The organism is Shimia aestuarii (assembly GCF_900114635.1).
Lineage (GTDB): Bacteria > Pseudomonadota > Alphaproteobacteria > Rhodobacterales > Rhodobacteraceae > Shimia > Shimia aestuarii.
The window spans coordinates 418611-444982 of sequence record NZ_FOTQ01000001.1 but is presented as its reverse complement, the minus strand read 5'-3'; the positions used below and the strand labels follow the sequence as shown (position 1 = coordinate 444982).

The 26372-nt window shown below is 61.8% G+C and carries 24 protein-coding genes; 11 read left to right on the top strand and 13 right to left on the bottom strand.

Annotated features, from left to right (window positions below):
* Window positions 1-51: 51 nt before the first annotated feature.
* On the bottom strand, window positions 52-1404 hold the full coding sequence (locus BMZ35_RS02215; protein ID WP_207502870.1) for a D-alanyl-D-alanine carboxypeptidase family protein: 1353 nt from the start codon (window positions 1402-1404) through the stop codon (window positions 52-54).
* Between the two features lie 203 nt (window positions 1405-1607).
* Complete coding sequence (locus BMZ35_RS02210; protein ID WP_093090467.1) at window positions 1608-2324, bottom strand: HAD family hydrolase; 717 nt, start codon at window positions 2322-2324, stop codon at window positions 1608-1610.
* A 101-nt stretch (window positions 2325-2425) separates the two neighbouring features.
* Here BMZ35_RS02210 and clpS point away from each other — a divergent pair, with 101 nt between their 5' ends.
* The 4 genes from clpS (at window position 2426) to hemF (ending at window position 5579) form a co-directional block, all read left to right on the top strand.
* Window positions 2426-2746, top strand: coding sequence for an ATP-dependent Clp protease adapter ClpS (gene clpS / locus BMZ35_RS02205; protein WP_423227739.1), 321 nt, complete (start codon window positions 2426-2428; stop codon window positions 2744-2746).
* A gap of 28 nt (window positions 2747-2774) precedes the next feature.
* Window positions 2775-3758 (top strand): class I SAM-dependent methyltransferase, encoded by a 984-nt coding sequence (locus BMZ35_RS02200; protein WP_093090463.1) that lies wholly within the window; start codon window positions 2775-2777, stop codon window positions 3756-3758.
* A 47-nt stretch (window positions 3759-3805) separates the two neighbouring features.
* Window positions 3806-4606 (top strand): SDR family NAD(P)-dependent oxidoreductase, encoded by an 801-nt coding sequence (locus BMZ35_RS02195; protein ID WP_093090461.1) that lies wholly within the window; start codon window positions 3806-3808, stop codon window positions 4604-4606.
* Window positions 4607-4685: 79 nt separating this feature from the next.
* Window positions 4686-5579 carry an oxygen-dependent coproporphyrinogen oxidase gene (gene hemF / locus BMZ35_RS02190; RefSeq protein WP_093090459.1) on the top strand — a complete coding sequence of 298 codons (894 nt, stop codon included), beginning with the start codon at window positions 4686-4688 and terminating at the stop codon, window positions 5577-5579.
* Window positions 5580-5696: 117 nt separating this feature from the next.
* Here the strand turns inward: hemF and BMZ35_RS02185 are convergent, their stop codons facing one another.
* Together BMZ35_RS02185 and hemC are read right to left on the bottom strand one after the other, a co-directional pair.
* Window positions 5697-6266 (bottom strand): hypothetical protein, encoded by a 570-nt coding sequence (locus tag BMZ35_RS02185; RefSeq protein ID WP_093090457.1) that lies wholly within the window; start codon window positions 6264-6266, stop codon window positions 5697-5699.
* Between the two features lie 100 nt (window positions 6267-6366).
* Entirely contained in the window at window positions 6367-7326 is a 960-nt protein-coding gene (gene hemC / locus BMZ35_RS02180; protein ID WP_093090455.1) for a hydroxymethylbilane synthase, read from the bottom strand.
* A gap of 197 nt (window positions 7327-7523) precedes the next feature.
* Here hemC and hemE point away from each other — a divergent pair, with 197 nt between their 5' ends.
* The gene (gene hemE / locus BMZ35_RS02175; RefSeq protein WP_093090453.1) at window positions 7524-8558 is read left to right on the top strand and encodes a uroporphyrinogen decarboxylase; all 1035 of its coding nucleotides are present in this window, start codon (window positions 7524-7526) and stop codon (window positions 8556-8558) included.
* A 46-nt stretch (window positions 8559-8604) separates the two neighbouring features.
* On the opposite strand, the gene BMZ35_RS02170 is transcribed toward hemE, so the two are convergent.
* The 8 genes from BMZ35_RS02170 to BMZ35_RS02135 all read right to left on the bottom strand — a co-directional run bounded on the left by BMZ35_RS02170 (window position 8605) and on the right by BMZ35_RS02135 (window position 17131).
* Window positions 8605-9690, bottom strand: coding sequence for a CaiB/BaiF CoA transferase family protein (locus BMZ35_RS02170; RefSeq protein WP_093090451.1), 1086 nt, complete (start codon window positions 9688-9690; stop codon window positions 8605-8607).
* Window positions 9691-9701: 11 nt separating this feature from the next.
* A complete protein-coding gene (locus BMZ35_RS02165; RefSeq protein WP_093090450.1) occupies window positions 9702-10526 on the bottom strand; it encodes an SDR family NAD(P)-dependent oxidoreductase in 825 nt (274 codons plus the stop codon).
* 95 nt (window positions 10527-10621) lie between these two features.
* Window positions 10622-11770: an acyl-CoA dehydrogenase family protein gene (locus BMZ35_RS02160; RefSeq protein ID WP_093090448.1), complete on the bottom strand. Its 1149-nt coding sequence runs from the start codon at window positions 11768-11770 to the stop codon at window positions 10622-10624.
* Window positions 11771-11781: 11 nt separating this feature from the next.
* On the bottom strand, window positions 11782-12198 hold the full coding sequence (locus BMZ35_RS02155; protein ID WP_093090446.1) for a MaoC family dehydratase: 417 nt from the start codon (window positions 12196-12198) through the stop codon (window positions 11782-11784).
* 11 nt (window positions 12199-12209) lie between these two features.
* Window positions 12210-12677: an FAS1-like dehydratase domain-containing protein gene (locus BMZ35_RS02150; protein WP_093090444.1), complete on the bottom strand. Its 468-nt coding sequence runs from the start codon at window positions 12675-12677 to the stop codon at window positions 12210-12212.
* 4 nt (window positions 12678-12681) lie between these two features.
* The gene (locus BMZ35_RS02145) at window positions 12682-13866 is read right to left on the bottom strand and encodes a lipid-transfer protein (RefSeq protein WP_093090442.1); all 1185 of its coding nucleotides are present in this window, start codon (window positions 13864-13866) and stop codon (window positions 12682-12684) included.
* 110 nt (window positions 13867-13976) lie between these two features.
* Window positions 13977-16541, bottom strand: coding sequence for an ATP-binding protein (locus BMZ35_RS02140; RefSeq protein ID WP_093090440.1), 2565 nt, complete (start codon window positions 16539-16541; stop codon window positions 13977-13979).
* Between the two features lie 113 nt (window positions 16542-16654).
* A complete protein-coding gene (locus BMZ35_RS02135; RefSeq protein WP_093092484.1) occupies window positions 16655-17131 on the bottom strand; it encodes a molybdopterin-dependent oxidoreductase in 477 nt (158 codons plus the stop codon).
* Window positions 17132-17475: 344 nt separating this feature from the next.
* Between BMZ35_RS02135 and BMZ35_RS02130 the strand changes: the two genes are divergently transcribed.
* The 5 genes from BMZ35_RS02130 (at window position 17476) to BMZ35_RS02110 (ending at window position 23539) form a co-directional block, all read left to right on the top strand.
* Window positions 17476-18090 carry a response regulator transcription factor gene (locus BMZ35_RS02130; protein ID WP_093090438.1) on the top strand — a complete coding sequence of 205 codons (615 nt, stop codon included), beginning with the start codon at window positions 17476-17478 and terminating at the stop codon, window positions 18088-18090.
* A 122-nt stretch (window positions 18091-18212) separates the two neighbouring features.
* Window positions 18213-19004: a DUF2092 domain-containing protein gene (locus BMZ35_RS02125; RefSeq protein WP_093090437.1), complete on the top strand. Its 792-nt coding sequence runs from the start codon at window positions 18213-18215 to the stop codon at window positions 19002-19004.
* 340 nt (window positions 19005-19344) lie between these two features.
* Window positions 19345-20178: a peptidoglycan-binding domain-containing protein gene (locus BMZ35_RS20730; RefSeq protein ID WP_131814311.1), complete on the top strand. Its 834-nt coding sequence runs from the start codon at window positions 19345-19347 to the stop codon at window positions 20176-20178.
* Between the two features lie 175 nt (window positions 20179-20353).
* Entirely contained in the window at window positions 20354-21415 is a 1062-nt protein-coding gene (locus BMZ35_RS02115) for a Hint domain-containing protein (protein WP_093092482.1), read from the top strand.
* A 318-nt stretch (window positions 21416-21733) separates the two neighbouring features.
* Entirely contained in the window at window positions 21734-23539 is a 1806-nt protein-coding gene (locus tag BMZ35_RS02110) for a GAF domain-containing protein (protein ID WP_093090434.1), read from the top strand.
* A 20-nt stretch (window positions 23540-23559) separates the two neighbouring features.
* Here the strand turns inward: BMZ35_RS02110 and BMZ35_RS02105 are convergent, their stop codons facing one another.
* Window positions 23560-25446, bottom strand: coding sequence for an adenylate/guanylate cyclase domain-containing protein (locus BMZ35_RS02105; RefSeq protein ID WP_093090432.1), 1887 nt, complete (start codon window positions 25444-25446; stop codon window positions 23560-23562).
* Between the two features lie 243 nt (window positions 25447-25689).
* On the opposite strand from BMZ35_RS02105, the gene rpsD reads away from it, so the two are divergent.
* The gene (gene rpsD, locus BMZ35_RS02100; protein ID WP_093090430.1) at window positions 25690-26310 is read left to right on the top strand and encodes a 30S ribosomal protein S4; all 621 of its coding nucleotides are present in this window, start codon (window positions 25690-25692) and stop codon (window positions 26308-26310) included.
* The last annotated feature ends 62 nt before the right edge of the window (window positions 26311-26372 follow it).

The following is a 26372-nucleotide window of genomic DNA, read 5'->3' as shown; positions in this document are numbered from 1 at the left end:
CACGGATCAGGTCCGGGGTGCGGGGCTGTAAGGGCGGCGTTGTGCCTGCTGTCAGCTTGGGCCGATGGTGTAGCACGTGATCTGGCGCGCCTGAAGGCGGCGGCAGGCGAGGTCGGCGGTGTCCTGGGTCATGCCCATGAAGTTCGCCTCGTACCCGCGCGAATTCTTGACCACCTTGCGCAGGGTGCCATCGAGCGTGGCCATTTCGGCCAGCGCGGTTTTCAGCAGCACCTTTTCAGCGGCATAGCGGCTTGCGTAGCGGCCTACATTGATGCCCCAGTGACGCCCGCCGGACGTCGACAGGCGCGTGACGACCTTGGGTTGCGGCGGCGGTGTCGGCGCAGTCGCGACCAGCGTCGCGCCGGTTTCTTCCTGCGCCTGCAACAGCGCCGACTGGATGTCATGTTCGATGACCTTGGCCGATGCGACCACGACAGGTTGGTTTTCGGGTTCGTTGACGACGGGGCGCAGCTTGGGGCGCAGGGATTTGGTCACGGCGGTCGCTACGCGCACGGTCTTGCCCGCGGGCGGAGGGCCGCCCTGGTAGGCGGGCGGGGCCGGTTTGCGCAGGGCGACCTGGCTGGGCGCGCGTTTGAACCCAAGGTCCAGAAGCTCGGCCACCTTGGCGTTGCGGGACGCGGTGGAGCGACCTCCGAAGACGGTGGCGATGACGCGTTCATTGCCGCGCTCGGCGGAAGCGACAAGGTTGAAACCGGCAGCGCGGGTATAGCCCGTCTTGATCCCGTCGGCGCCCTTGTAGGCGTCGAGCAAGCGACGGTTGGTATTGTTCACGGTCTTGATCCCGGCGCTGGTCGACCGGCGCGAGAACAGGTTGTAATATTGCGGGTAGTCATAGAGCAGATGACGGCCCAGCGTCGTCATGTCCCGTGCGGTGGACAAATGGCCGCTCTCGGTGAGACCATGCGCGTTCTTGAACGTGGTGTTGGACATGCCAAGCGCCTTGGCGGTGCGGTTCATGCGGCGCGCAAAGGCGGCTTCGGAGCCTTCGATGGCCTCGCCGATGGCGGTGGCCGCGTCATTGGCCGATTTCACCGCAGCGGCACGGATCAGGTAACGCAGGGCAATGCGCTGACCGGATTTCAACCCCAGCTTCGAAGGCGGTTCGGCGGCGGCGTTGCGCGAGATGCGGACCTTTGTGTCGAGAGAGATTTCGCCGTTCTTGACCGCTTCGAAGGCGATGTAGAGGGTCATCATCTTGGTCAGGGAGGCCGGGTGCAGGCGGGTATCGGCATTGCGCGCATGCAGCACTTCGCCCGAGCGTGCATCCACCACCATCGCGGCATAAGGCGCCGCGAATGCCACGACAGGCACGCCGAGCGCGAGCCAAACCAGTGTCAGAATCAATAGCCCGTATCGGGCCGGCCATATGCGCCGCGCCTTCACTTGAACTGCCCTTTTACTGCCTCTGGTCGCCGTTTTTCCGGTCTGACCTTTTTGTTTGAAAGAACGCTAGCACAGGTAAAGAAACGAATAAAGCCTTTGTTTTAGGCAATTTGCGGGGCGTTATTCAGACAAAGGCACATCTTGGGGGTAGCATAGGCGCAAACGCAAATGCTGCCATTTCCGGACCGCCCATTGACAAGGCGTCACCCCAATCGGTGCACAAGGTCGGGCAGGTCGGCCAGCGACGGCATCTCGACAAAGCGTTCGGGCTGGTCGGGTGTGGCAGCCTTTTCCAACTCCCAGGCCGGGCCGTTGGGAATGTGCACACCCCACCCCCCGGCGGCAATCGCAGGCACAACGTCCGAGCGCATGGAATCGCCGACCATCATGGCGCGCGCCGCGCCGTCGCCATGACGTTCAAACACGCGGGTATAGACTTCGGGGGTCTTGTGCGAGACGATCTCGACCCAGTCGAAGAGGTCGCCAAGGCCGGACTGGGCCAGCTTGCGTTCCTGATCGAGCAGGTCGCCCTTGGTGATAAGCAGGATGTGGTGACTTGGCGCCAGCGCTTCGACGGTTTCGCGCGCATGGGGCAGAAGCTCGATCGGATGGCGCAGCATCTCGCGCCCGGCGGCCATGAGTTCCGCGATCACGGCTGCAGGCACGCGTTCCTCGGTCACTTCGATGGCGGTTTCGATCATCGACAGGACAAACCCTTTGATGCCAAAGCCATAATGCCCGATGTTGCGAGTCTCGGCGGCGAGGAGCCGTTCCTCGAGATGGTCCGCAGGCGCGAAATCGGCGAGCAATTCCGCGAATCGCTCTTGGGTGATGCGAAAGAAACGTTCGTTCTGCCAAAGCGTATCGTCCGCATCAAAGGCGATTGTGGTGAGATTTTGGGGCTTCCGTCGCTTCGTCACGTGCGCAACCTCTTTTCTCGGGGTGGTGTCAGGCTATATAAACAGCAGACGCGAAACATCCCGATAGCGAAAAAGCGAGAATGAGTTTGCAGCAAGTGCTGATGACAAACGGACCAGAAGGTGACGATGGCGATTCCGGAGTCGCGGTACAGACTCGTACCCGCACCAAGCGCCCGCCGCTGTACAAGGTGTTGTTGCTGAATGACGACTACACGCCGATGGAATTCGTCGTGCATATCCTCGAGCGGTTCTTTGGCATGACCCACGCCGAGGCGTTCGAAATCATGCTGACCGTGCACAAGAAAGGTCTTGCGGTGGTCGGGGTGTTCAGCCACGAGATCGCGGAAACCAAGGTCACGCAGGTGATGGATTTCGCCCGCCGTCACCAGCACCCGCTGCAATGCACCATGGAGAAAGAGTGAGCCGGGCGCGCGCCCGCCACCTGATGATATGTCCCAGTCCCGATTGACCCTGGCCGTGCAGGAGCATGGCCTTCCCGTGCCGCCCGAAGGGCGGATTGTCGTTTTTGCGCCGCGCACGGGCTATGACCTGAGCGCGATGGAGCGTGAACGTGTCGATGTGATCCAGCCACTCAAGCCGGATCACGATGCATTTGAGCGCGCGGGCTATGCCTGTCCGATGGCACCCGAAGGCCCCTATGCGATGGCAGTGGTGGCGCTGCCCCGCGCCAAGGCGCAGGCGCGTGATCTGGTGGCTCAGGCGGCAGAGCTGGCCGACGTGGTGGTGATTGATGGTCAAAAAACCGACGGGATCGACAGTATTTACAAGGATTGCCGCAAGCGGGCAGACGTTGCCGGCGTGATTTCCAAGGCGCATGGCAAGCTGTTCTGGTTTGGCGGCGGCACGTTTGCAGATTGGCGGGCCGCAGAGGAAACCGTTCTGGACGGTGGTTTTGTCACGGTGCCGGGCGTTTTCTCGGCGGACGGGATCGATCCGGCGTCGGCCGCGTTGGCACGCGCGTTGCCCGAGAAGATGGGCCGCGTGGTGGCCGATCTTGGGGCGGGCTGGGGGTATCTTTCGGCAGAGGTGCTGAGGCGCGAGAGCGTGCGTGAGGTTCATCTTGTCGAGGCCGATCAAAGCGCACTGGACTGTGCGCGGCGCAACGTGACCGACCCACGGGCCATGTTCCACTGGGCGGATGCCACCGCGTGGAAAGCCCAAGGAGCCGTCGACACGGTGGTGATGAACCCGCCGTTCCACACCGGGCGCAAGGCCGAACCGGGGCTGGGCGTGCAGTTCATCCAGTCGGCGGCGCGCAACCTGGCCCCGGCGGGGCATCTGTGGATGGTGGCGAACCGGCACCTGCCTTATGAGGCGGCCTTGCAGGAGAGTTTCCTCAAGGTCGAGGAGGTCGCCGGCGACAATCGGTTCAAAGTTCTGCATGCCCAACGTCCGGCTCGTAAGCGGCGGTGAAACCGCGTAACGTGGATGGAATCGGGGCAGCGTGATGGGGATCGCTCATGTCTTTTTCAATTGCTGGTAAGACCGCGATCATTACCGGGTCGGCCAACGGCATCGGGCTCGCCGTGGGACGGCATTTCGCGGATCATGGCGCAAATGTCATGTTCGCGGACATGGATGAAAAGCGGCTTGTCGAGGAACTGGGTGAACGCAGCGAAACCGGAAACATCCGTTACTTTGCTGGAGACCTGCGTGAAAAACTGACGATCAAGAACCTGATTTCGGCGACGATCGACGCGTTTGACCAGGTGGATATTCTGGTCAATGGCTGCCGTCAGGTGATGCCGACCGATGCGCTTGATCCCGAAGATACGTCGGTTGATCAGATGTTGCAGCAGAACCTGATGACCTCGTTGCGCCTGTCGCAGATCGTGGCCAACCGCATGATCAAGCAGAGCGAAGGGCAGGACGAAGGACAGGCCGGTGCCATCGTGAACCTGTCATCCATCGCGGCGCGGCGGACGCATCCCGACCTGTTGGCCTATTCCGTATCGACGGCGGCACTTGACCAGATGACGCGGTCGATGGCGGTGGCGTTGGCGCCGCACCGTATTCGGGTGAACGCTGTGTCATTCGGGTCGGTCATGTCGGCGAGCCTCAAGGATACGCTCAAGGAAAACCGCGAGTATCGCAACGAAATTGAACACCATACGCCGCTGGGCCGGATCGCGGCGCCGACAGAGCTTGCCGATGCGGTGCAATACCTCGCGTCCGAAGGATCGGGGTTCATGACGGGGCAGATCCTGACGCTCGATGGCGGGCGCACGCTGGTGGACCCGGTGACGGCACCAGCCCACTGAACGCGCGCCTTAAACCGGCCTCTGGTCTCTGTTCCCTGCGCCTGCTAGCTAGGGGCAAAGGACGAGGAGGAGCCCTGTGATGAGCGAGCAGATGGACAGTCAGAAATCCCGCGCAAGCGCGTGGTTCCGTGAATTACGGGACCAGATTGTTGCCGCGTTTGAAGGGCTGGAGGATAGCCATTCGCAAGGACCGTTCAGCGATATGGCGCCGGGACGGTTCGCGGTGAGCGAGACCAAGCGCGCCAGCGCGGATGGGTCGGATGCCGGGGGCGGTCTGATGTCGGTCATGCGCGGAGGGCGCGTGTTCGAGAAGGTCGGGGTGAATATCTCGACCGTCTATGGCGAGCTGGGCGCGCGGGCGCAAGCGGCCATGGCGGCGCGCAAGGGCATTCCGGGCATGAAGGATGATCCGCGGTTCTGGGCCAGCGGTATTTCATTGGTTGCGCATATGCAGAACCCGCATTGTCCGGCAGTGCACATGAACACGCGCATGTTCTGGACCCCGCATGCATGGTGGTTTGGCGGGGGATCGGACCTGAACCCCTGTCTGGAGTATGACGAGGACACGGGCCATTTCCACGGCGTTCAGAAGGCGCATTGTGACCGGCACGACCCGGAGCATTACCCGAGGTTCAAAGCTTGGGCGGATGAGTATTTCTATGTCCCGCATCGCAAGCGGGCGCGGGGCGTGGGCGGAATTTTCCTTGATGACTACCATTCCGGCGACTGGGAGGCGGATTTTGCGTTCATTCAGGACGTGGGAAAGGCGTTCCTGCCGGCCTTTGTTCCCTTGATCGAAAAACGCCGGGTAGATGCGTTTGGCGAGGCCGAGAAGGACGCGCAGCTTGTGCATCGCGGGCTCTATGCGGAATACAATCTTGTTTATGATCGGGGCACCAAGTTCGGGCTTGAAACCGGGCATGATGCGAACGCGGTGCTGATGAGCCTGCCGCCGTTGGCCAAGTGGGTCTGACGGGAGCCTTCGAGCGTGAGGTGCTGCAAAAATGCAGCTGCACCTGAGTTCTACAAGGGTTATGAAAAGTAAAAAATGCCGGGGTAAACCCCGGCATTTTGCGTTTTTGTCAGTGTATCAACCCAGTTTGCGGGCCATGCGGATGTCTCTGCACAAAAGGCTGTGCAACATCTCGATCTCCGTATCGGTGCCGCGAATGGCGGTGATCTCGTTGGGGCTGTTGTTAAAGCGGATGCGCAGGGCGGCCATGCCCGGAGGCATGTCGGAGCGGCGCACATAAATGCTTTTGACGTTGCGCAGCGGCACGCGCTTGACCGCCTTGTGGCGGTCCTGGCGGTTCAGGGCCGAGACAACGAGTTCGTTTTTCCTGGGATCAAAGCGGATTTCGCTGCGGTGGCCGCGGGTGGCAAAGCTGTAGACCGCAAGCCCGACCAGCGCGAAGGCGATGGAGAGCAGGGCCTTGCTGGTCACCGGGTCTCCGGCAAAGTTGGCGTCCGGGAAGGTCCACTGGACCAGCGCGCCCAGCACGATGAGAATCCCGAAAAAGCGCAGGATGGCCTCGTTGCGCGAGGTGTGGCGGAATTTCCCGTCGGATTCGCTTACGGCATAGCCACCGTCGGAGGCTTCTGCCCGTAGCGAATGCCAATTTTCCGCCCCTACGGCTCCAAATCGGACCAATGCGTTCATGAGTTCTGTCCTTTGTTCACTCAGTCAGGCACAGAATCTCTTTCAATCATGGCCAAATCGTGGAGCGATTGGTCCGTATTGGTGAAATTAACCTTGTCCTCTAGCCGCGCCAGGAAAAGAAGTCGGGTCCAGCCTGGGACAACAGGTTTTCGGCCATTTCGCGCCCCAGTTCAGCGCCGTCCTCGATCGGGGCGGTGCGATCATCCGAGATGCTTTCCGACCCGTCGGGGCGCAGTACTTCGCCGCGCAGGCGCAGGGTGCCCCCGTCAAGCTCGCAGAGGCCGGCAATTGGCGTTTCGCAAGAGCCGTCCAGCGCGGCGAGGAAAGACCGTTCGGCGGCAAGACGCTGGCCCGTGGGCGTGTCATGGATCGCGGCCAGCATGTCGGCCGTGTTGCTGTCATCGGCGCGGCGTTCGATGCCGATGGCGCCTTGTGCAACGGCGGGCAGCATGTATTCCGGTTCGATGGCCGACGAGGCCACGTGGGACATGTCCATACGGTTGAGGCCCGCCATGGCAAGGAAGGTGCAATCCGCGACCTTGTCTTCGAGTTTCTTAAGGCGGGTCTGCACATTGCCGCGGAATTCCACGACCTTGAGGTCGGGGCGGTAGTTCAGCAATTGCGCGCGGCGGCGCAACGAGGACGTCCCCACAACGGCGCCTTGGGGCAGGTCAGCCAGCGTCTTGACGTTGGGCGAGACAAAGGCATCGCGGGTGTCTTCGCGTGGCAGGTAGGTGTCCAGCAGAAGCCCGGCAGGCTGATCGACGGGCATGTCCTTCATCGAATGCACCGCGATGTCGATGGCGCCCGAGAGCAGGTCTTCTTCGATTTCCTTGGTAAACAGGCCCTTTCCGCCCAGTTCCTTCAAGGGGCGGTCCTTGGCAATCAACCCGGCATCGTCCCCGGTGGTCTTGATCACGACAATCGCGAACGCTTCTTCGGGAAGATCGAAGGCGGCCATCAGGCGGCGGCGGGTTTCATATGCCTGCGCCAGAGCCAGCGGCGAGCCGCGTGTACCGATCTTGAGGGGCGAAGCGGGGGAGGGAAGGGTCAGTGTCATGGTCTCGGTCTAATCCTGACGGCGCGGCCTGACAAGCGCAGAAGGGTTGACATCCCCGCCTTGTCGCGTGACCTAGCAGTTCTAGTTTGCCCGCCAGAGGGGGCGCGTTTCATCGACGCCAAAAGGCACGAATTCGGAACGTGATTCCTTGATACATGTCAACGCTAGCGCATGTGGCCGACACTAAGAGGGAACGCATGACTGAGACAAAGAAAATTCTGCGGGCTTTGGCCGGCGAGACGCTCGACACCCCCCCGATCTGGATGATGCGCCAGGCAGGTCGTTACCTGCCCGAATATCGCGCCACGCGCGCGCAGGCGGGGGATTTCCTCTCACTTTGCTATAACAGCGAGCTGGCTGCCGAGGTGACGCTTCAGCCGATCCGGCGCTATGGGTTCGATGCGGCGATCCTGTTTGCCGATATCCTGTTGTTGCCACAGGCGCTGGGGGCCGATCTCTGGTTCGTGACCGGCGAAGGCCCGCGCCTGTCGACGATTGAGACACAAGCGGATTTTGACAAGCTGAAACCGGCGAGCGAAATCGACGCGGTTCTGAACCCGGTTTACGAGACCGTGCGTATCCTGAGCCGGGAATTGCCCGAGGAAACCACTTTGATCGGGTTTGCCGGGATGCCGTGGACTGTGGCGACCTATATGGTGGCGGGCCGGGGCACGCCCGACCAGGGACCGGCGCACAAGCTCAAGGATGAAAACCCCGAACTGTTCGGGCAGATCATCGACCTGCTGATTGAGGGCACGGTTGAGTATCTCAGCAAGCAGATCGAGGCCGGTGCCGAGGTCGTGAAGCTGTTTGACAGCTGGGCCGGGTCGCTCAAGGGCGACGATTTTGACCGTTATGCGCTGGAACCGGCCAAGAAGATCATTGCCGCGTTGAAAGCGCGCCATCCGAACGTGCCGATCATTGCCTTCCCGCGAGGGGCTGGGGAACGTTACGAGGGGTTTGCCGAAGCGACGGGTGCGGATTGCGTGGCGCTGGATGATGGCGTGACGCCGGAATGGGCCGCGGCACATGTGCAGAAGGACGGCTGTGTGCAGGGCAACCTGAAGTCATCGCATATGGTGACGGGCGGTCAGGAATTGGTCGATGAGACCCGCAAGATTGTCGAGGCCTTCGGCAAGGGGCCGCATATCTTCAACCTTGGGCACGGGATCACGCCGGATGCGGACCCGGAAAATGTCCAGTTGATGATCGACACGGTGCGCGGAAAGTAATCCGCGAGATCGCGCGGCGGGCTGCGCCCGCCGTGCTTCGTCATGCTCAGCGATTTTCCGACAGTTCAGCCAGAATCTCCGCGCTGTGTTCTCCGCGTTTGGGCGCGGGGCGCGGGCTGTGGACCTCTCCGTCAAAGCGGGGGGCAGGGGCGGCCTGCAGCACTCCATCGGGGCTTTGCCACGTGTGGCGTTCGATCATGTGCGGGCTGTGGGCGGCCTCTTCGGGGGAAAGCACCACGGCGACACAGGCATCGGACCCCGCAAAAAGCGTGTCCCAATGGATGCGTGGTTCGGACAGGAAGCGTTCGGAAAGACGGGCGGTGAGTTTGGGCCAGAGCGCCTTGTCCATCTGGCGTTGGAATTCCGGGTCGCCGGAAAGGTCCATGAGGCGCAGGAACTCGGCATAGAATTGCGGTTCAAGGCATTGCACCGAGACATGTCCCCCGTCGGCGCAGACGTAGCTGCGGGACCAGTGCGGGCCGTCGAGCAGGCTTTGGCCGCGCTTCGGGGAGAGGCCGCCGGATTGGCGGATGGCCATCAAGAGGTTCATCATGTGGGCCGAGCCGTCCACGATGGCGGCGTCCACAACCGTGCCGCGCCCAGTGGCGCGGGCGTTGATGATACCCGAGAGGATGCCCACCACGAGATAGAGCGCACCACCGCCGATATCCCCCACCAGCGTCGCCGGGGTGATCGGGGGCTGGCCGGGTTCGGAGGCATAGTAGAGCGCGCCGGATTGAGAAATGTAGTTGAGATCGTGCCCGGCAGTTTCGGCGCGCGGCCCGGTCTGGCCCCAGCCGGTCATGCGGCCATAGACCAGTGCGGGGTTGTCGGCGTGGCAGGCCTCGGGACCGAGGCCCAGCCGTTCCATCACACCGGGCCGAAACCCTTCGATCAGGGCGTCCGCGCCAGCGATGAGTTTCCGGGCCGTGGCCATGTCAGCGGGGTCCTTGAGGTCAAGCGCGATCGAGCGTTTGCCCCGGTCGAGCACGCTGGCCTCGGTTGTGACCGGGCCGGATTTGCCCTTGCGGTGGATGGTGATCACGTCGGCGCCCAGATCGGCGAGCGTCATGGCGGCAAAGGGGCCGGGGCCCAGCCCCTCGATTTCGATGATGCGGATGCCGTCGAGCATGTCAGGGTTCCTTAGCCGAGTGTGAAGCCGCCGCCCACGGTCAGGACCTGACCGGAGACATAGTTCGATTCCGGAATGCAGAAGAGATAGACACCGCCCGCGGCTTCTTCGGCTGTGCCGCCGCGCCCCATGGGAACCATGGAGGCAAAGCCGCCCGCGACCTTGGTGGGGATACCGATGCCAACCTCGTTGCCGTCCACGGTGATGGTTTTCTTTTCGTCGGTGGCCTCGGTCAGGCGGGTTTCGATATAGCCGAAGGCGACACAGTTCACGCAGACTTTGGCGCGCCCCCATTCCTTGGCCAGGGTCTTGGTCAGGCCAACGATGGCGGCTTTGGCCGAGGAATAGTTTGCCTGTCCGACATTGCCGCCGAGGCCCGCGACCGAAGAGATGTTGACCACCTTGCGGAACACTTCGCGCCCCTCTTCGGCCTCTTGCTTGGCCGCGCCCTTGATGAAGCCGGATGCGGCGCGCAGGATGCGGAACGGGGCCTTGACGTGCACGTCCAGCATGGCGTCGAACTGGTCGTCGGTCATGTGGCCGATCAGGCTGTCCCACGTATAGCCCGCGTTGTTGACGATGATGTCGATGGCGTTCCATTTCTCGACACCTGCGCCGATGAAACGCTCGGCAAAGCCGTTTTCGGTGACTGAGCCGGGAACGGAAATCGCGTGGCCGCCGGCGGCGGTGATTTCCTCGACCACGGCCATGGCAGGGGCGGCTTCGAGGTCATTGACCACGACATTGGCGCCTTCGGAGGCGAGTTTCAGGGCAACGGCACGGCCGATGCCGTTGCCTGCGCCGGTGATGTAGGCGGTTTTTCCTGCGAGTTTCATAGAACGACCTCTATTCAGTTCCCCCCCGGATCGCTTGCGATCCGGTTCGCGCCCGCCATGGGGGTGGGGCGGGCGCGAACCTTCTGTTGCTTTCTTCAGTCCACGTCCATTGACCGGGCGATGACTTCTTTCATGATCTCGTTGGTCCCGCCGTAGATCTTTTGCACGCGAGCATCGGTGTAAAGTTCCGAGATCGGGTATTCGGACATGTAGCCGTAGCCGCCAAAGAGCTGCAGGCATTCGTCGATGACCTCGCACTGGGTCTGGGTGCCCCACCATTTGACCATGGCGGCCTTTTCGGCGGTCAGCTTGCCCTCTTCCAGCTCGGCAAGGCATTGGTCGCAGAAGGCGGCCAGAAGTTCGATCTTGGTTTTGGCCTCGGCCAGCTTGAAGCGGGTGTTCTGGAAATCCATGATGCGCTGGCCGAAGGCCTTGCGTTCCTTCACGTAGTCCAGCGTCAGGTCCAGCGCGCATTGCGACGCGCCAAGCGCCATGAAGCCAAGGATCAGGCGTTCCCATGGGAGTTGCTTCATCAACTGGTAAAAGCCCTGCCCTTCTTCGGTGCCCAGAAGGTTGGTGAGCGGCACACGCACGTCTTCGAAGCTCAGCTCCGCGGTGTCGTTGCGCTTCATGCCCATTTTCTTAAGGCGGCGACCAACCGAAAAGCCTTCGAGCCCCTCGGTTTCGACGATGATCAGAGACACGCCGCGGCCTTTGGCCTTGGGGTCGGTCTTGGCGACGAGCACGATCAGGTCGGCGCTGCCGCCGTTGGTGATGAAGGTCTTGGAGCCGTTGATCAGATATTCGTTGCCGTCCTTGATGGCGGTGGTTTTCACGGCCTGAAGGTCCGAGCCGGTGCCCGGTTCGGTCATGGCAATGGCGGCAACCTTGTCGCCCGAGGCGAGGTCCGGCAACCAGCGGGCCTTTTGTTCCTCGGTGCCGAAGGCGGTGATGTAATGGGCGGCGATATTGTGGACCGAAACGCCCCAGCCGCTGTCGCCTGCCTTGGTCTGCTCAAGGAAGGTCACGGCGTCGAAATGGCGCGACAGGCCCAGACCGCCATGTTCCTCGGGGAAAGTGGCGCCAAGAATGCCCATGTCACCGGCTTTTTTCCAAAGGGATTTCGGGATCGTCCCGGCTTGGGTCCAGGCGTCCTTGTTGGGGGTGATTTCCTCGGCAAAGAAGCGCGAGACCGTGTCGGCAAAGGCGGTGTGGTCTTCGTTCATCCAGAGATGGTTGGGCATTGGGTGTCTCCTTACGCGGCGCGGATCAGCGCTTCGCCTTTGAGGGTTTGGGTGCCATCGGCGAGTGTGGCGGACAGGCGGACGCGCAGGTGCGGGGCACCTTCGTGGATCAGCTGTTCCGTGACTTCGCCGGTGCAGGTGATGATGGCGCCAACGGGGGTCAGCGCGGAGAAACGGGTCGACAGGCTGGTGACTTTGTCCTGCCCGGCCCAGTTGGTGACGAGGCGGCCAAGCTGTGCCATGGAGAGCATGCCATGGGCAAAGACGTCGTCCATCCCGGCCTTTCTGGCAAAGTCGATGTCGATGTGAATCGGGTTATGGTCGCCCGAGGCCCCGGCATAAAGTGCCAGCGTCGTACGGCTGATGGGGCCGAAAGTCAGCGGGGGGAGCGTATCGCCCACGGTGGCGGTTTGCGGTGTGATGGTCATGATCGCCTTCCTCAGCCCAATCGGTGGATCAGATCCCGCCGCGCCTCGACCAGAAGGCCGCGCGTGGGGTGGGTGATACGCTGGGTCAGGGTGGCGATTTCAAGCTTGCCACCCTTGGCGTCGGCAAAGCCTGTGACCTCGGTTTCCACGTCAACTGTGTCACCGGCAAACATGGGGCCGTGATAGCTGTATTGCTCGGTTCCGTGCAGCAGGTATCGCATATCAGCCCCGATCAGGGCGAGCATGTCGGGTTTGCCGCGCCGGGTCAGGTCCTTGCCCGCCATGGTGCCGACAACAACCGCGTAGGTCGCCGTGGCCATGATGTCGGGATGCCCGGCCGCGCGTGCGGCTTCCAAGTCGAAATGGATCGGGTTGGTTTCCCCGATGGTTTCGGCAAAGAAGGTCATCGCGCCGCGTTCGAGCGTGACGGAGGTCGACGGGCTGGTTTGCCCCGCCGTGTCGCGATTGAACAGGCCCATGGGATCAGGCCGCCTGGTAGAGCGTGACCACGCAGGCGCCACCCAGGCCAAGGTTGTGTTGCAGGGCGGTGCGGGCGCCTTCGACCTGGCGCCGCTCGGCGGTGCCGCGCAGCTGATGGGTCAGCTCGTAACATTGCGCCAGCCCGGTTGCGCCAAGGGGATGGCCCTTGGACAACAGTCCGCCGGACGGGTTGGTCACGAACTGGCCGCCATAGGTGTTGTCACCATCCGCAATGAACTTCTGCGCGTCGCCTTCGGCACAGAGGCCGAGCGCCTCGTAGGTGATCAGTTCGTTATGGGTGAAACAGTCGTGCATTTCGACTACGTCCACGTCCTTGATATCCAGCCCAGCCTGTTCGCAGACCTGTTCGCGGGCGGCCTTGGACATGTCGTAGCCGACAAGCTGCATCATGTCGTGGGCTTCGAAGGTTGACGGATAATCGGTGGTCATCGCCTGAGCCGTGATTTTCACCTTTGCATCGATGCCATGTTTCTGCGCAAAGCTTTCCGAGCAGAGGATCGCCGCCGCGCCGCCGCAGGTCGGGGGGCAGGCCATCAGGCGGGTCATCACACCGTCCCACATCATCGGGGCGGCCATGACTTCATCCTCCGTGACTTCCTTGTTGAAGAGCGCCAGCGGGTTGTTGGCGGCATGGCGGCTGGCCTTGGCGCGGATCTTGGCAAAATCGTTGAGCGTGGTGCCGTATTTCTCCATGTGGGATTTGCCCGCGCCACCAAAGTAACGCAGCGCCAGCGGCACCTGGCCGTTGCCAACAAGCGCGTCGGTTTCGGCGTCGAAATCGTCAAACGGGGTGGGGCGGTCAAGCCAGTGGCTGCCCAATGCGCCGGGCTGCATCTGTTCGAAACCGACGGCAAGCACACAATCGGCAATGCCGTGTTCGATGGCCTGACGGGCGAGAAACAGCGCGGTTGAGCCGGTGGAACAGTTGTTGTTCACGTTGACGATCGGGATGCCCGACATCCCGACATGATAGAGCGCTTTTTGGCCACAGGTGCTGTCGCCGTAGACGTAACCGGCATAGGCCTGCTGGACGTCATCATAGCTGAGGCCCGCGTCGGCCAGCGCATCGCGCACGGCGGCGGCGCCCATCTGGTCATAGCTGTCAGACGCGCCGGGTTTGGCGAACTTGATCATGCCGACACCGGCAACAATGGCTTGATTGGTCATGGTTTCCTCCTCGAATCCACGTGTTGGACAAGAGTATCCGGCTTGGTGCTTCCCTGATCAATCCGTAGGACCACTGGTGACGCTGTGTCCCAATCCCGTTTGACGTAGGGTCACATGTCCGGCAGGTGCGAATGCAGCGCGGTCCCGGTGGCAGTCCATAATCCGGGCAGGGCGCGAAGTTCCTGCGTGATGGTCTCGGATTGCCCCGCCTTGGCGGCCGTTTCGATCCGGGCGAGCGCGCCGTGCAGCCTGGTTGCTCCGAAGAAAACGGCGCTGCCGGCGGCTTTGTGGCTGGAGGCGGCAATTTCAGGAAGCGGCGGATGATCGGGCGCCCCGGAGGTGAGCGCGTCAACCGTCTCGTTCAGCTCGGCCACGAAGCGGGTCAACAGGGAGGCGAACACCTCGTCACCCAACTCTTCGCGGGTTGCCGTGAGGTGGGGCAGGTCGATCAACGCGCCGGTCACGTCCGACGGAGCGGTGGCCATGGCGCTGTCAAAAACGCCCGCGATGGCCGATTTCAGGTGGTCGAGAATGAGGGGTTTGCTGAGAAGTCCGTTCATGCCTGCCTGCGCAATCTTTTCCCGGTCGGAAGGCAGGACATTGGCGGAAAAGGCGATGATCGGCGTGTCGCGAGAGGCCCCGGGGGTGTTGCGGATCTGCTCGGTCGCCTGAAAGCCGTCCATCACGGGCATCGAAATGTCCATGAGGATCAGATCAAAGCGTTTTGCGCGGGCGTTCTCGACCCCGGACGCACCGTCGGGGCTGCACACGACCTTGTGTCCCGCGCGTCGCAGCATTTCGCAAGTGACGTCGCGATTGATTTGATTGTCTTCGACGAGCAGAACGTCGAGCGCGCGCATCGCTCGGAGTTTTCCGGTGCTTTGTTCGTTGGCGTCCGGTGATGCGCTTGCTGTGACGGGCACGCGAAACCAGAATACGCTGCCGACATCTTCGGTGCTCTCGACGCCAATTTCACCCCCCATGGATTCGACGATGCGGCGCGCGATGCCAAGTCCCAGCCCCGTGCCACCAGCCAACCGCCCGAACGACGTGTCGCGGGTGACGAAGTCCTGAAACACGAGTTCCAGATCGCTTTCGGGAATGCCGATCCCGGTGTCGATCACGCGAACTTCCAGCAGGTGTTGCGGGGAGGCAACCGGTTTGGTGGCCTCGAGCTCGATGATGATCCGGCCCTTTGGGGTGAACTTGATGGCATTGCCCACGAGGTTGAGCAGCACCTGTTCAAGCGCGGCAGGTGCAACTTCGGCCCATTGCAGGGCGTTGCCCTCCCAATGCCAGTCGAGGGCCGCCCCTTGTCTTTCCGCCAGCCCTAACTGGCTGTCGACAACATTCTGCACCAGTTCCGTGAGGTTCGTCGGCACCGTCTTGGGGTCGGATCTGTCCGCTTCGAAGCGGGCAATGTCGAGCACGCTGTCAACATGACGCAGCAGGATCTTGCCCGATATCTCCATGTTCCGGGTGAACTGCGCCTGATCTGGCGTGAGCGGTGTGTCCCCGAGCAGCGACAGGTTGCCCAGAAGACCGTTCAGCGGCGTACGGATTTCGTGGCTCATGACGGCGAGGAAGTCGGCCTTGGCCTGTTCCCCCGCAAGCGCGCGGTCGCGCGCGTCGACCAGTTCCTGTTCGTCGGCCACCCGCTTGGAGATGTCATGCAGGAAGGCGATATAGAGATCGTGGCGGCCGTCAAAGGCAGACTGTACCGAGATTTCCGCCGGGAAGACCTCGCCGTTGGCGCGCACGGCGTCAAGTTGGATGCGACCTTGTCCGATGATGGGGTTCTTGGGGGCCTCGGATGCCTTGTCCTGCCGGATCAGGCGTGATGGCAGGAGCGCGTCGGTCAGGAACAGGTCGGATATCCGGTGACGGCGCGCCTGCTCCTGGGTCATTCCGAAGATGTCCTGCGCCGCGGGGTTGAATTCGATCACCCAGCCCGAAGGGTCGGCCACAATGACACCATCCAGCGAGGTCGTGAGAATGGTATTGGTGCGCTTGTTGGCCCGCGACAAGGCCGCGCCGCGCGCGCGGGCCTTCCGCAGGATCGAAAGCATGTAAAAAATCAACGCGACGAGGGCGCCAAGCAGCATGACCGCAAGGGCCGCCAACCGGATGAGCGTATTGGCGACGTCGGCGCGGCGTTCGTCCGACTTCTGGGCAAACCCTCCTATCCCGACGACCGCGAGCTTGCGCACGTCATTGCGCAGGTTCTTGGCGGTTGTGCCCAGTGTCGGCAGCGCGGACCGCAACGCGGCGTCTGGTCCGTCCATCAGGGGCACTGTTTCATCCAGAAAACTTTGCGTGGCATCGAGCGAGGCCCTAAATGGCGGGTATTCTGTGATCTGCCCATAGACCGGCGAGCCGTGGAGAGATTGAACCCGGCTGTAAAGGATGTCGAACTCCAACCTGATCCGCTCGAGGTCGGGCGTGTCCTGATACCGGGCTTCGATCAGGGCGCCGGTCAGCTCGAGCATTTCCACTTCGATCTGGCTGAGTGTCCATTGGATGTTGTCGGAACTGGCCGAGTTCAGGCGGTTGAGGTTGGTGCGGACCTCGATGGATACAAACACCGCGAGCACGAGCAGAATCCCGGCAAGAAGTGCAAGGAAACTGCCAAGGCGCCAGCCGCGCCGGAATATGGTGATACCGCGCCGCGCCATCAACGCCTGCCCTTGTGTGATCCCGCCGGTTCCGGCGCGGAAACGATTCGGGGGGCGGTAGAGCGAGAGGGCAAAAATCTGCTGGAAGCTGACCGAAGTGTCATGCCGTGAGGTTATTCGAGGACTTCGAGCCTGTCGAGTTGCCAGATGCTCCGGGCATACACGAGCTCCGTGCGGTAGCGCGATGCGGAGTCATACGGGTACACAACCCAGAGCGGCCCCTTGTCCCGTCGGGACATCGGGGCCCCGTCCATTTCATAGGCAATGATCGGGGCATCCGGTTCGAGTTCCGAGATGTCGAATTCGGCGAGGTAGTCGTTGATGGCCCAAGCATCAACAGTGCTGCCTGAAGTCCCCAGACTTTCAAGCAGCACTGCCAATGGTACACCCGTGAACTTACGGACTCCCTCGGTCCATAAGGTGGTTGTCGAGAAGCTGCGCGCGGGAAGCGCCCGCAACATCTCCAGATCGAACTGAGCCGTGTCACCCGAATTCGTCGCGCTTATTTTGCCCGACACGGTCAGAACTACGCGTCCGGTGGGTTTCACCATGGCGTCCTCCGCCAGAGCGGCGGTCGTGAGTGGTAGCATGAGGCAGACGGTCAGGGCGAAAAATACCCATCTCAAAAGGCGCATCTGCTCGGGTCCCTCAATCTTGGTTTATTGAATATGACACAATAGAACAGGTCTTCGGAATTGGGCATAGGGATAATTACCTATCCAAAAGGATAGGTCTGGCGTGATGTGCTATACTGGCACGTATGTTCGCGCGGGTGGTTTTCGGAGGTGACACGTGGTGTCGCGGGCACACAAGTGCCCGGTAACGGCCCGGAAACCGGCCGTTACCGTACAAGCCGGGTGAAATCAGGCCTTTTCCATCTTGATCAGGATGGGGAGACATGCGCTAAAGTGGCGCCATTGTTGAGGGCATCATTTTGAAAATTCTGATTGCAGACGACCATGATTTGTTGCGCGATACTCTTGTCGCTTTTGTGGAAGGGGCGGGCGATATCGAAACCCGGACTGCGCCGGATCTTGGGCAGGCATTGGCATTGATCTCCGCCGAGGGGCCGTTTGACCTTGTGCTTTTGGATTACAACATGCCGGGCATGGACGGGCTGAAAGGCGTGAAGCGCGCGCTGGCACAGGCCGGAGCGCCGCATGTGGCGCTGATTTCGGGCGAGGCGAGCCGTTCGGTTGTGGAGTCGGCGCTGGAGGCCGGGGCCATCGGCTTTGTCCCCAAGACCCTGCCGGCGAAATCATTGGTAAACGCGATCCGTTTCATGGCGATGGGCGAGCAATACGTGCCGGTGGAGTTCATGACCGGCGAGCCGGATGCTTCGTCGCATCCGCTGGCCGAGAAACTGACCGCACGGGAATTGCAGGTGTTGCGAGGTCTGTCCGAAGGCAAGGCCAACAAGGAAATCGCACGGGATCTGGAGCTTTCGGAACCGACGATCAAGCTGCACGTGAAAACGCTCTACCGCAAGATCGGCGCGTCCAACCGGACGCAGGCGGCGTTGGTTGCCCGCGAAGAGGAGCTTTTCTGAGGCGGCAGATTACAGGAGAGACAAGTCGTCATTGCCTCTGGCACTCAATTCCTTCGCGTTTTGCCTGTTCGGGGCTAAGCTGTTCCCGGACGGCGCGTATTCGACAGAGTCGGGGAGAGGTGATGATGCGAATTTCAGGACTGGGCCGGGCTGTGGCGCTGATTGGCTTGTTATGCGGTCCGCTTCAAGCTCAGGAGGCGTCAGAGGCTCAGGAAACGCCAGCGATCGACACGGAAGCCGTTCGTTGGGTGCGGGCGGCAGCGCAGACCGTCGCAGAGCAGCCCAATCTCGCGGTCAACTGGTTCGTCTCGTTCGACGAGGTGGCAGACGGGCGCGAGATCGTGACACATGTGCGCAGCGGAACGGTGCTTTTGGCGCGAGGGCAGGGGTATTACGCCTATGCCGAGCAGGAGCAGGGTACCCGCGAGTTCTTTTTCGATCAGTCCGTATTGACCGTCTACCTGGCAGAGCAGAACGCTTATGTTGATGTGCCATTCCTGGGCTCGTTCGACGATTTGGCCGATCGGATCGCCGCCGAATATGACTCGGCCTTGCCCATCTGGCAGATGCTCGTGACGGATAATGGCGACCGCCTGCTGGAGGGCGTGACAGCGGCGGCGTATCTGGGGGTCAAGCGGTTTGCGGGTCAGACAAGCCACCATATCGCCTTGTCGACCTATGATTTTGACCTTCAGCTATGGGTTTCGGATGCGGAACAGCCCGTACCTCTGATGATGGTGGGGACCGAGCCTTACAAGCAGGGCTGGCCGCAGTTCCGCGCCTATTTCTCGGACTGGGATTTTGACCCGGAGCTGAGCGAAGATGCATTCAGCTTTGTCGCGGATGACGATGCCACCCGCCTTGTCTGGCCCAAGCAGGACGGATTTGACGGAAGCTTCTGGGGGGAGGAATGACATGAAACGCCTGTTTGTCTGGATATTGTCCTTCAGCATCGCCCTGACCCAGGGGCCGGTGGTTTTTGTTGGTGGCTTTGGCGGCCCGGACTTTGCTTTTGCGCAAGGGCGCGTGGCGCCGGGCGCGCGGGGGGGGTATTCGCACCGTCCCGCGAGCCGACCCAGCGGGGCGCGCACACGGCCAGCCGCACGACCAGCGCCGCGGCCCAGTACCCGACCGGCGACGCGGCCGGCGCCCAAGCCGGCAACGCGTCCATCGACGAAGCCTGTGAACAGACCTTCGACGAAACCCGTGAACAGACCGTCGACGAAGCCGGTAACTCGACCGTCAACAAAGCCGGTGAACCGGCCCAGTACGAGACCGGTCGATCGACCGGGTACACGCCCGCCGGGGAGCCGTCCGCCCGGAGCCCGGCCGCCGGGAAGCCGTCCGCCGGGCACACGCCCGCCCGGATACCGCCCGCCGGGGCACCGTCCGCCGGGGTATCGCCCGCCGGGTGGACGCCCGCCGGGATGGCGTCCGCCGGGGCACCGTCCGCCGAACTGGCGTCCGCCGGCGTATCGCCCGCCCTATTACCGCCCGCCGCATCCGCATTGGGGCAGCTATTACTGGTATCCGAGCTGGGGATGGTACTTTACCGCGCTGGTCGCAGGCGCGACGCTGGTCTATGTGACGTCGCTGCCCTCGGACAAGTCGTGCCAGAAGGTGACGGAGAACGGGGAGACACTGTATCTGTGCGACGGGGTGCTTTACCGCGCGACGTACAAAGACGACCAGCAAGTCTATGAAATCGTGTCAGACCCCGAGGAAGAGGCCAATGCCGAGCCGCAAACGGTGATCGGACTGGCGCTGACGTCACCGATGACACGGGGCCAGGTCGTGCGCGATCTGCAGAACCAGCTTGTCGCGGCCGGGTATGACGTTGGGGCCGTCGATGGCGTGTTCGGGTCCGACACGGAAACCGCGATCCTGTGGTTCCAGTATGACAACGGACTGGAGCAGACGGGTTACGTGGACCGGGATACGGCTGAGCTTCTTGGGTTCGACGTTCCGCCTGCCGCACCGTCCGTGGCTGGCGATGCGGCGCCGGATCCGACGCCGGACAGCGCGGCGCCTGATGCGTCAGCCGAAGAGGGCAGTGAGGCTGCGCCGAGCGAGGCCACAAGCGACTGACCAGTGGGCCCGGCACCTGTAGAGGTGTGTGCCGGGCCTGTTGACCTTGGGCCTCAGGAGGACCCTGAGTCCGAAATGCGCCTGCGTTAACTTTTCACAATTTGCCCTCTTTGCAGTCTGATTCGGCCCTGCTATCCTGCCGATAATAAAAAAAGAAATGGCAGGTTATCAGGCAATGGAAACGGGCTTTCGTGGCACGTTTGTCATCTACTGGTCGCAAACAGAAGTGGACGGTCTTGTGGCCGCACCGGAGCAAACGCTGGAAACAGGCGTGGTGTGGTCGTGGCATGGGGACGCGGTACGCGTGGACGGTCCCAATGGGCTTCTGCGACTCGACCAGGGGGAAGAAGGGGCAAACATCCGCAAGCGGGCGGCGCGCATGGTGCGTCGGCTGGTTGGGGCAGCGGTGAACAATACCACCACGGTGGATGATGTGGACGTGGAGGAACCCTTGCTGGAAGGCGGGTTCGTGATCACGGACGGGACAGGCAGCTACACGGCGACGGTGATCGAGGTGCAGGGCAGCGCCCCCCTGTTGATGTTCCTTGATGAACTTCCCCCGAAAAACAAGGACTTGTGGGTCGTCCACCATTCCATGGAAGCCCTGGAAAGCCATCGTGGGGCCACGCCGGAGGGTGGCGTGATCTGTTTCACGCCCGGCACCAGGATCGCAACGCCGGATGGCCCGCGCCGGATTGAAGACCTGCGCGAAGGCGACCGGGTGCTGACCAAGGATAACGGCGCTCAGGAGGTCTGTTGGATCGGCAGCCGACGCATGACCGGCGCGCGGTTGTTCGCAATGCCGAAGCTGCGACCGATCCGGATGCGGCCCGGCGCGCTGGGCATCGAACGCCCTGACGAGGAGCTGATCGTTTCGCCCGAGCACCGGATGCTGGTGAAGGGGGCCGTGGCACGGGCCCTGTTCAACACATCCGAAGTGTTGGTGCAGGCCAAGGATCTTGTGAACGGGTCGACCATCGCGGTGGATCATGCCTTGCGGGAAGTGACTTATGTGCACCTGTTGCTGCCGGGACACGAGGTGATCTGGGCCAACGGGGTCGAGACCGAGAGCTTCCACCCGGCCAGCGCGTCGTTGCAGACGCTTGAGGCCAGGGACCGCGGTCGCCTGCTGCAGATGCTGCCCGGTCTGGCGCATAACCCGCATGAGTACGGGCCATATGCGCGGCGCAACCTGAGCCGGTCAGAGGCGGCAATCCTGATGCATGATGTAGCGTGAGGCGCGCAAAGGTTAACGAACCGGGCGCCCATGGCGCTGCGCGCGGGCCGAATCGCGAGTTCTGGCCTTGGTTAACAGGCAAAACCGCGTTCGGTATTGTGTCGGTATCACATCGGTATTGCGTCGGTATGGAACACCGTCGAGGCCGTGTTTAAGCTGCCGAACGGTGTTTTGAAGTCGATTTAAGGTGTAGTCCGTCCGCGCTTTGCCGTGGTTGAAACAGATCCTTTTGAGTCGTGCGAGAGGCTGGAAAGCCGCGACTTGCGTCTATAGCCTGTGGATACTGTCTCTCGGGGCGCAACACAGGTCAGGCCGGGCATGGAGAAAGAGTCGACACAGGAAAGCTTGGTTGAGGAACTGCGTCGCGGGCTTCAGCGTGAACTGGCGACGCGGCGTATTCTCGAGATCATTCAATCGTCGCGCGACGACGAAGGCCCCGTGTTCGAAGCCATCCTCAGTCAGGCTGTGGACCTGTGTGCCGCCAGCCAGGCGTCGCTGCAACTTGCGAATGCAGCGCGCACGCATTTCGAAATTGCCTCTTACTGGGGATTTGATGAAACGGCCTTTCGCGTGGGCGGCTCTGCGCCCCTGAACAGCGGCCGACCGATCCCTGAGGCCATACGCACCGGCATCACGATCAACATCGCTGATCTGGGCAGCACGGATTTCTACCGGCAGGAAGACCCGGTCATCAAACACGTGGTCGACGTGGAGGGGGTGCGCTCATGGCTGATCGTTCCCCTGATGCACGGGCCGCGGGCCATCGGCGCCATCGCCCTGAGCCGCAAGGAGGTCAGACCGTTTTCAGACGATGAAATTGCGCTCGTTGAAACCTTTGCGGCGCAGGCGGTCATCGCTATCGAAAACGTCGGCCAATTTCGAGAGGTGCAGACCCGGCTTGAACGCGAGCGTGCGACCGGCGAGGTGCTGCGGGTGATCAGTCGCAGTCGGAGCGATGACCTGCCCGTCTTTGATGTCATCCTGCGCAGTGCTGCGCGGCTTTGTGATGCGCAACTCGCGGATCTGGATCTTGTCGACGAAGACAGTCAGACCCTGCGCGAAGTGGCGACCTGGGGCCCAAGCGAACGGGTGACACCGTCGAGCCACTGGGTCTGGCCGCTCGACAGTGACTTACTGCATGTTGGCGCGGTGCGCGACGGCAAGGTCGCGCAGGTGGCTGACCTGCGCGAGACAGATCGCTACCGCGCGGGTGATCCCATGACACGGGCAGTGGTTGACGACGAAGGCATCCGCGCCTTTCTTGCCGTCCCGCTGATATCCAGCCAGAAGAGTCTGGGGTGCCTGGTGCTGTTCCGCAAAGAGCCGATCCCTTTTGCCGAGGATCAGATTGCGTTGGTTGAAACCTTTGCCGCACAGGCCGTGATCGCCATCGAGAACGTGCGGCAGTTTCGGGCGCTTGAGACGTTGAACGCCGAACTGGCGGACCGGGTCGAGACACAGGTTGCCGAGATCGAGCGGATGGGGCGGCTCAAGCGCTTTCTGCCTGCCGCCGTGGCCGATACGGTCGTGTCCTCGGGATCGGAGAAGATGCTGAAGAGCCATCGGGCGCTTCTGGGGGTGCTGTTTTGTGACATTCGCGGTTTTACGGCGTTTTGCGAGACCGCCGAGCCGGAAGAAACCATCGAAGTTCTGCAAACCTATCATCAGGAGATGGGCAAGCTGATCAATGCACATGGGGCCGGGGTGGATCATCGTATGGGGGATGGGATCATGGTGCTTTTCAATGATCCGCTGCCCTGTGAAGACCCTGCGGGCGATGCCGTGCGGCTGGCTGTGGCGATGCGTGGCCGCATGGTCGAGCTGTGCCGGACATGGAAGCGCATGGGCTACCGGCTGGGGTTTGGGGTTGGCGTGTCGCTTGGATATGCGACCGTGGGCATGGTCGGGTTCGAGGGGCGGTCGGACTACACCGCTTCGGGCACGGCGATCAATATCGGCTCGCGCTTGTGCGAAATGGCAAAGGACGGGGAAATCCTCTTGAGCACGCGCGCGGCCATCGCCGTGGAGGATGATTTTCCGTCTGTTTCGGTTGGGAATGTCACGCTCAAGGGCATCCGGGAACCGATTGAGGTTTTCAGGTTGTCCGACGGCGTAACGGTTTGAAACCTTGCTCCCGTACGATGTCAGTTTTCGGGAATGCCTGCCTGAACCAATGCCTTGGCGTATCGATCAACAAAATTCTGGTTCTTGTACTGCCAGCGGAGCTGGCGAGCGTTGGCCGCGCTGGCGTGCGGGACGCGTTCCAAGAAATCTTTCGCCCGGCTTCTGGCCTCTTCGATGTTGCCCTGAAAAACCGCAACGGCCACGAGCATGCTGGCAGCAAAGGGCTTGGCCCTTACATCCTTGGTATCGGAAGCCAGCACCTCACGCGCCAGACGTTCGGCGTCTTTGTAACGACCCAGTTCGAGGCGCGCGAAATTGACGGGCGCGGGGAGCCACTCGGGGTAATCCGGCTCAAGACGCATACCCAGTTCCATAAGCTGTAGCCCCTCGCGCGGTTGCCCGCTTGCTGCCTTGGTCCACCCGCCAATGGCGTTTGCTTCGGCGCTGCCCGGTGACAGGGCCAGCGCCTTGTCGGCAAAAACGATGGCCTTGGCGTGCAGCTTGTTTTCAAGGGCCAGAACAGCGGCAAGCGTGTAGGCCTCGGAGAACTCTTGCGCTGCCAGCGCCTTGTCCACAAAACGTTGTGCCGTGGCCAAGTCCTTGGAACGATCCTGGCTGAGGCCGATGATGACTTTTTGCCAGTGCAGCCAACCCATCAGGTAATTGGCAAAGGCCTGCTCCGGGTTCTTGCGAAGCAGATTTTGATAGATCCGGCCGGCGTTGGCGTGACCCTCGGGGCTGAATTTCTGGAACTCGGCGCGCCCGTTAATGACCTGAACATAGTTTTCAAACCCGCCGGCCAGTTCGATCCAGCTTCTTGTGTCTTCGCCGAGCGTGAGCGAGACCGACATTTCTTCGAAGACCTGACGCGAAATCGTGTCTTGCAGGTCAAAAAGGTCGTCAAGTGTGCTGACGCGTTGCAGCGACCAGATCTGCTCCCCCTTGATCGCGTCCGCGAGTTCTGCCGTGACGCGTAGTTTTTCCCCGAGGCTGACCACGGACCCGCTGAGGATGTAGCGCACACCGAGGTCGCTGGCGATTTGGGCGGGGTCGGGCTTCTGGTCCTTGTAGGCAAAGGTTGTCGAGCGTGACAGGACGACCATGTCCGGGGAAAGAGAAAGCGTGGAAATGATGCTTTCGGAAATGGCGTCAGCGATCCAGTCCCGACCATTGGCATCACCCGTCATTGTGAAGGGCAGTACCGCGATCGACGGGTTGCTGGGCAGTTCCAGCGCCATGTCCGCCGGGTCAACCGGTTCAAAATCGGACGGGGTATGCAACCACCAGAAGCCGCCCAATAGCAGACCGATCGAAATGACAAGAACGAGGGCAGCCAGACTCCATTTACGTTGGCGCGTCATCGGGGTTTTGGCTTTGATCCCGCCCTGAGCCGGATCGAGCAAGATACGCCATGCGCGGATGGGGCGCGCGATGTTTTTGACCTGCACTTCATTCAGGTCTTCAAACCCGACATCCGTCACGCCGCGCAATTGATTATAGGCGTCACCGGAGAGGCAAATGCCGCCGGGGTGCGCCAGTGCTTCGAGGCGCGCGGCGATGTTGACGCCGTCGCCATGGATGTCGCCGTCTTCGTGGAAGACATCGCCAAGGTGGATTCCGATGCGGTACTCAATACGCGTCTCCGGCGCGTGATCGACCTCTCGCAGGGCCATTTCGCGTTGAATTTCCACGGCGCAGGAGACGGCCTCGACCACGCTGGGAAACTCCGCGAGCAACCCGTCCCCGGTTGTCTTGACCACGCGACCCTTGTGGGCGGTCAGGGAAGGATCAATGAGCGCGGACCTGTGGGCCTTCTGTCGCAAAATAGTACCCGACTCGTCCTGTTCCATCAGGCGCGAGTAGCCGACCATGTCGGCAACAAGGATCGCGGTCAATCGTCGTTCCAAGTGTACCCTCTCTGCGGGCAGTGTATATTGGTTCGGCCCAAAAGCCCAATGATAAGGGGGGGCTGCGCAGATGGAATTGCAGGCGACGCAGCAAAAGCGCATAGGACGCTTGACTCCCCCGCAGGCTGCTGTATACGCGCGGCTTCATTGGTGTTGGTGGCCCTCGCAAGAGGATGCCTGTCATGTCGGCCAAATCCGGCAAGAGGACAACGCCCTTCGAAACCTGAACGAAGGAGATCAGCCGTGACCAAACGCACGTCTGCCAAGTACAAAATCGATCGCCGCATGGGCGAAAACATCTGGGGTCGCCCCAAATCCCCCGTCAACCGTCGTGACTATGGCCCCGGCCAGCACGGTCAGCGCCGCAAGGGCAAACTGTCGGACTTCGGAACCCAGCTGCGCGCCAAGCAGAAGCTCAAGGGCTACTATGGCGACATGACCGAGAAAATGTTCCGCCGCATCTATGCCGAAGCCGAGCGTGTCAAAGGCGACACCGGTGAAAACCTGATCGGTCTGCTGGAACGCCGCCTGGACGCAGTTGTTTACCGCGCCAAATTCGTGCCGACCGTGTTCGCAGCACGTCAGTTCGTGAACCACGGCCATGTTCTGGTCAACGGTAAGCGCGTCAACATCCCCTCCTACCGTGTGAAAGAGGGTGACGTGGTTGAAGTGCGTGACAAGTCCAAGCAACTCGCCGTTGTTCTGGAAGCTGTTCAGCTGGCCGAGCGTGATGTTCCGGATTACATCGACGCCGACCACTCGAAAATGACCGCCACCTTCGTGCGCACCCCCGGCCTGTCGGACGTGCCGTACCCGGTGATGATGGAACCGAACCTCGTGGTCGAATTCTACGCGAAGAACTAATCTTCGCCTGCACCAGCAAACAAAAAGAAACCCGCTGCGATGTCGCAGCGGGTTTTTTTTGT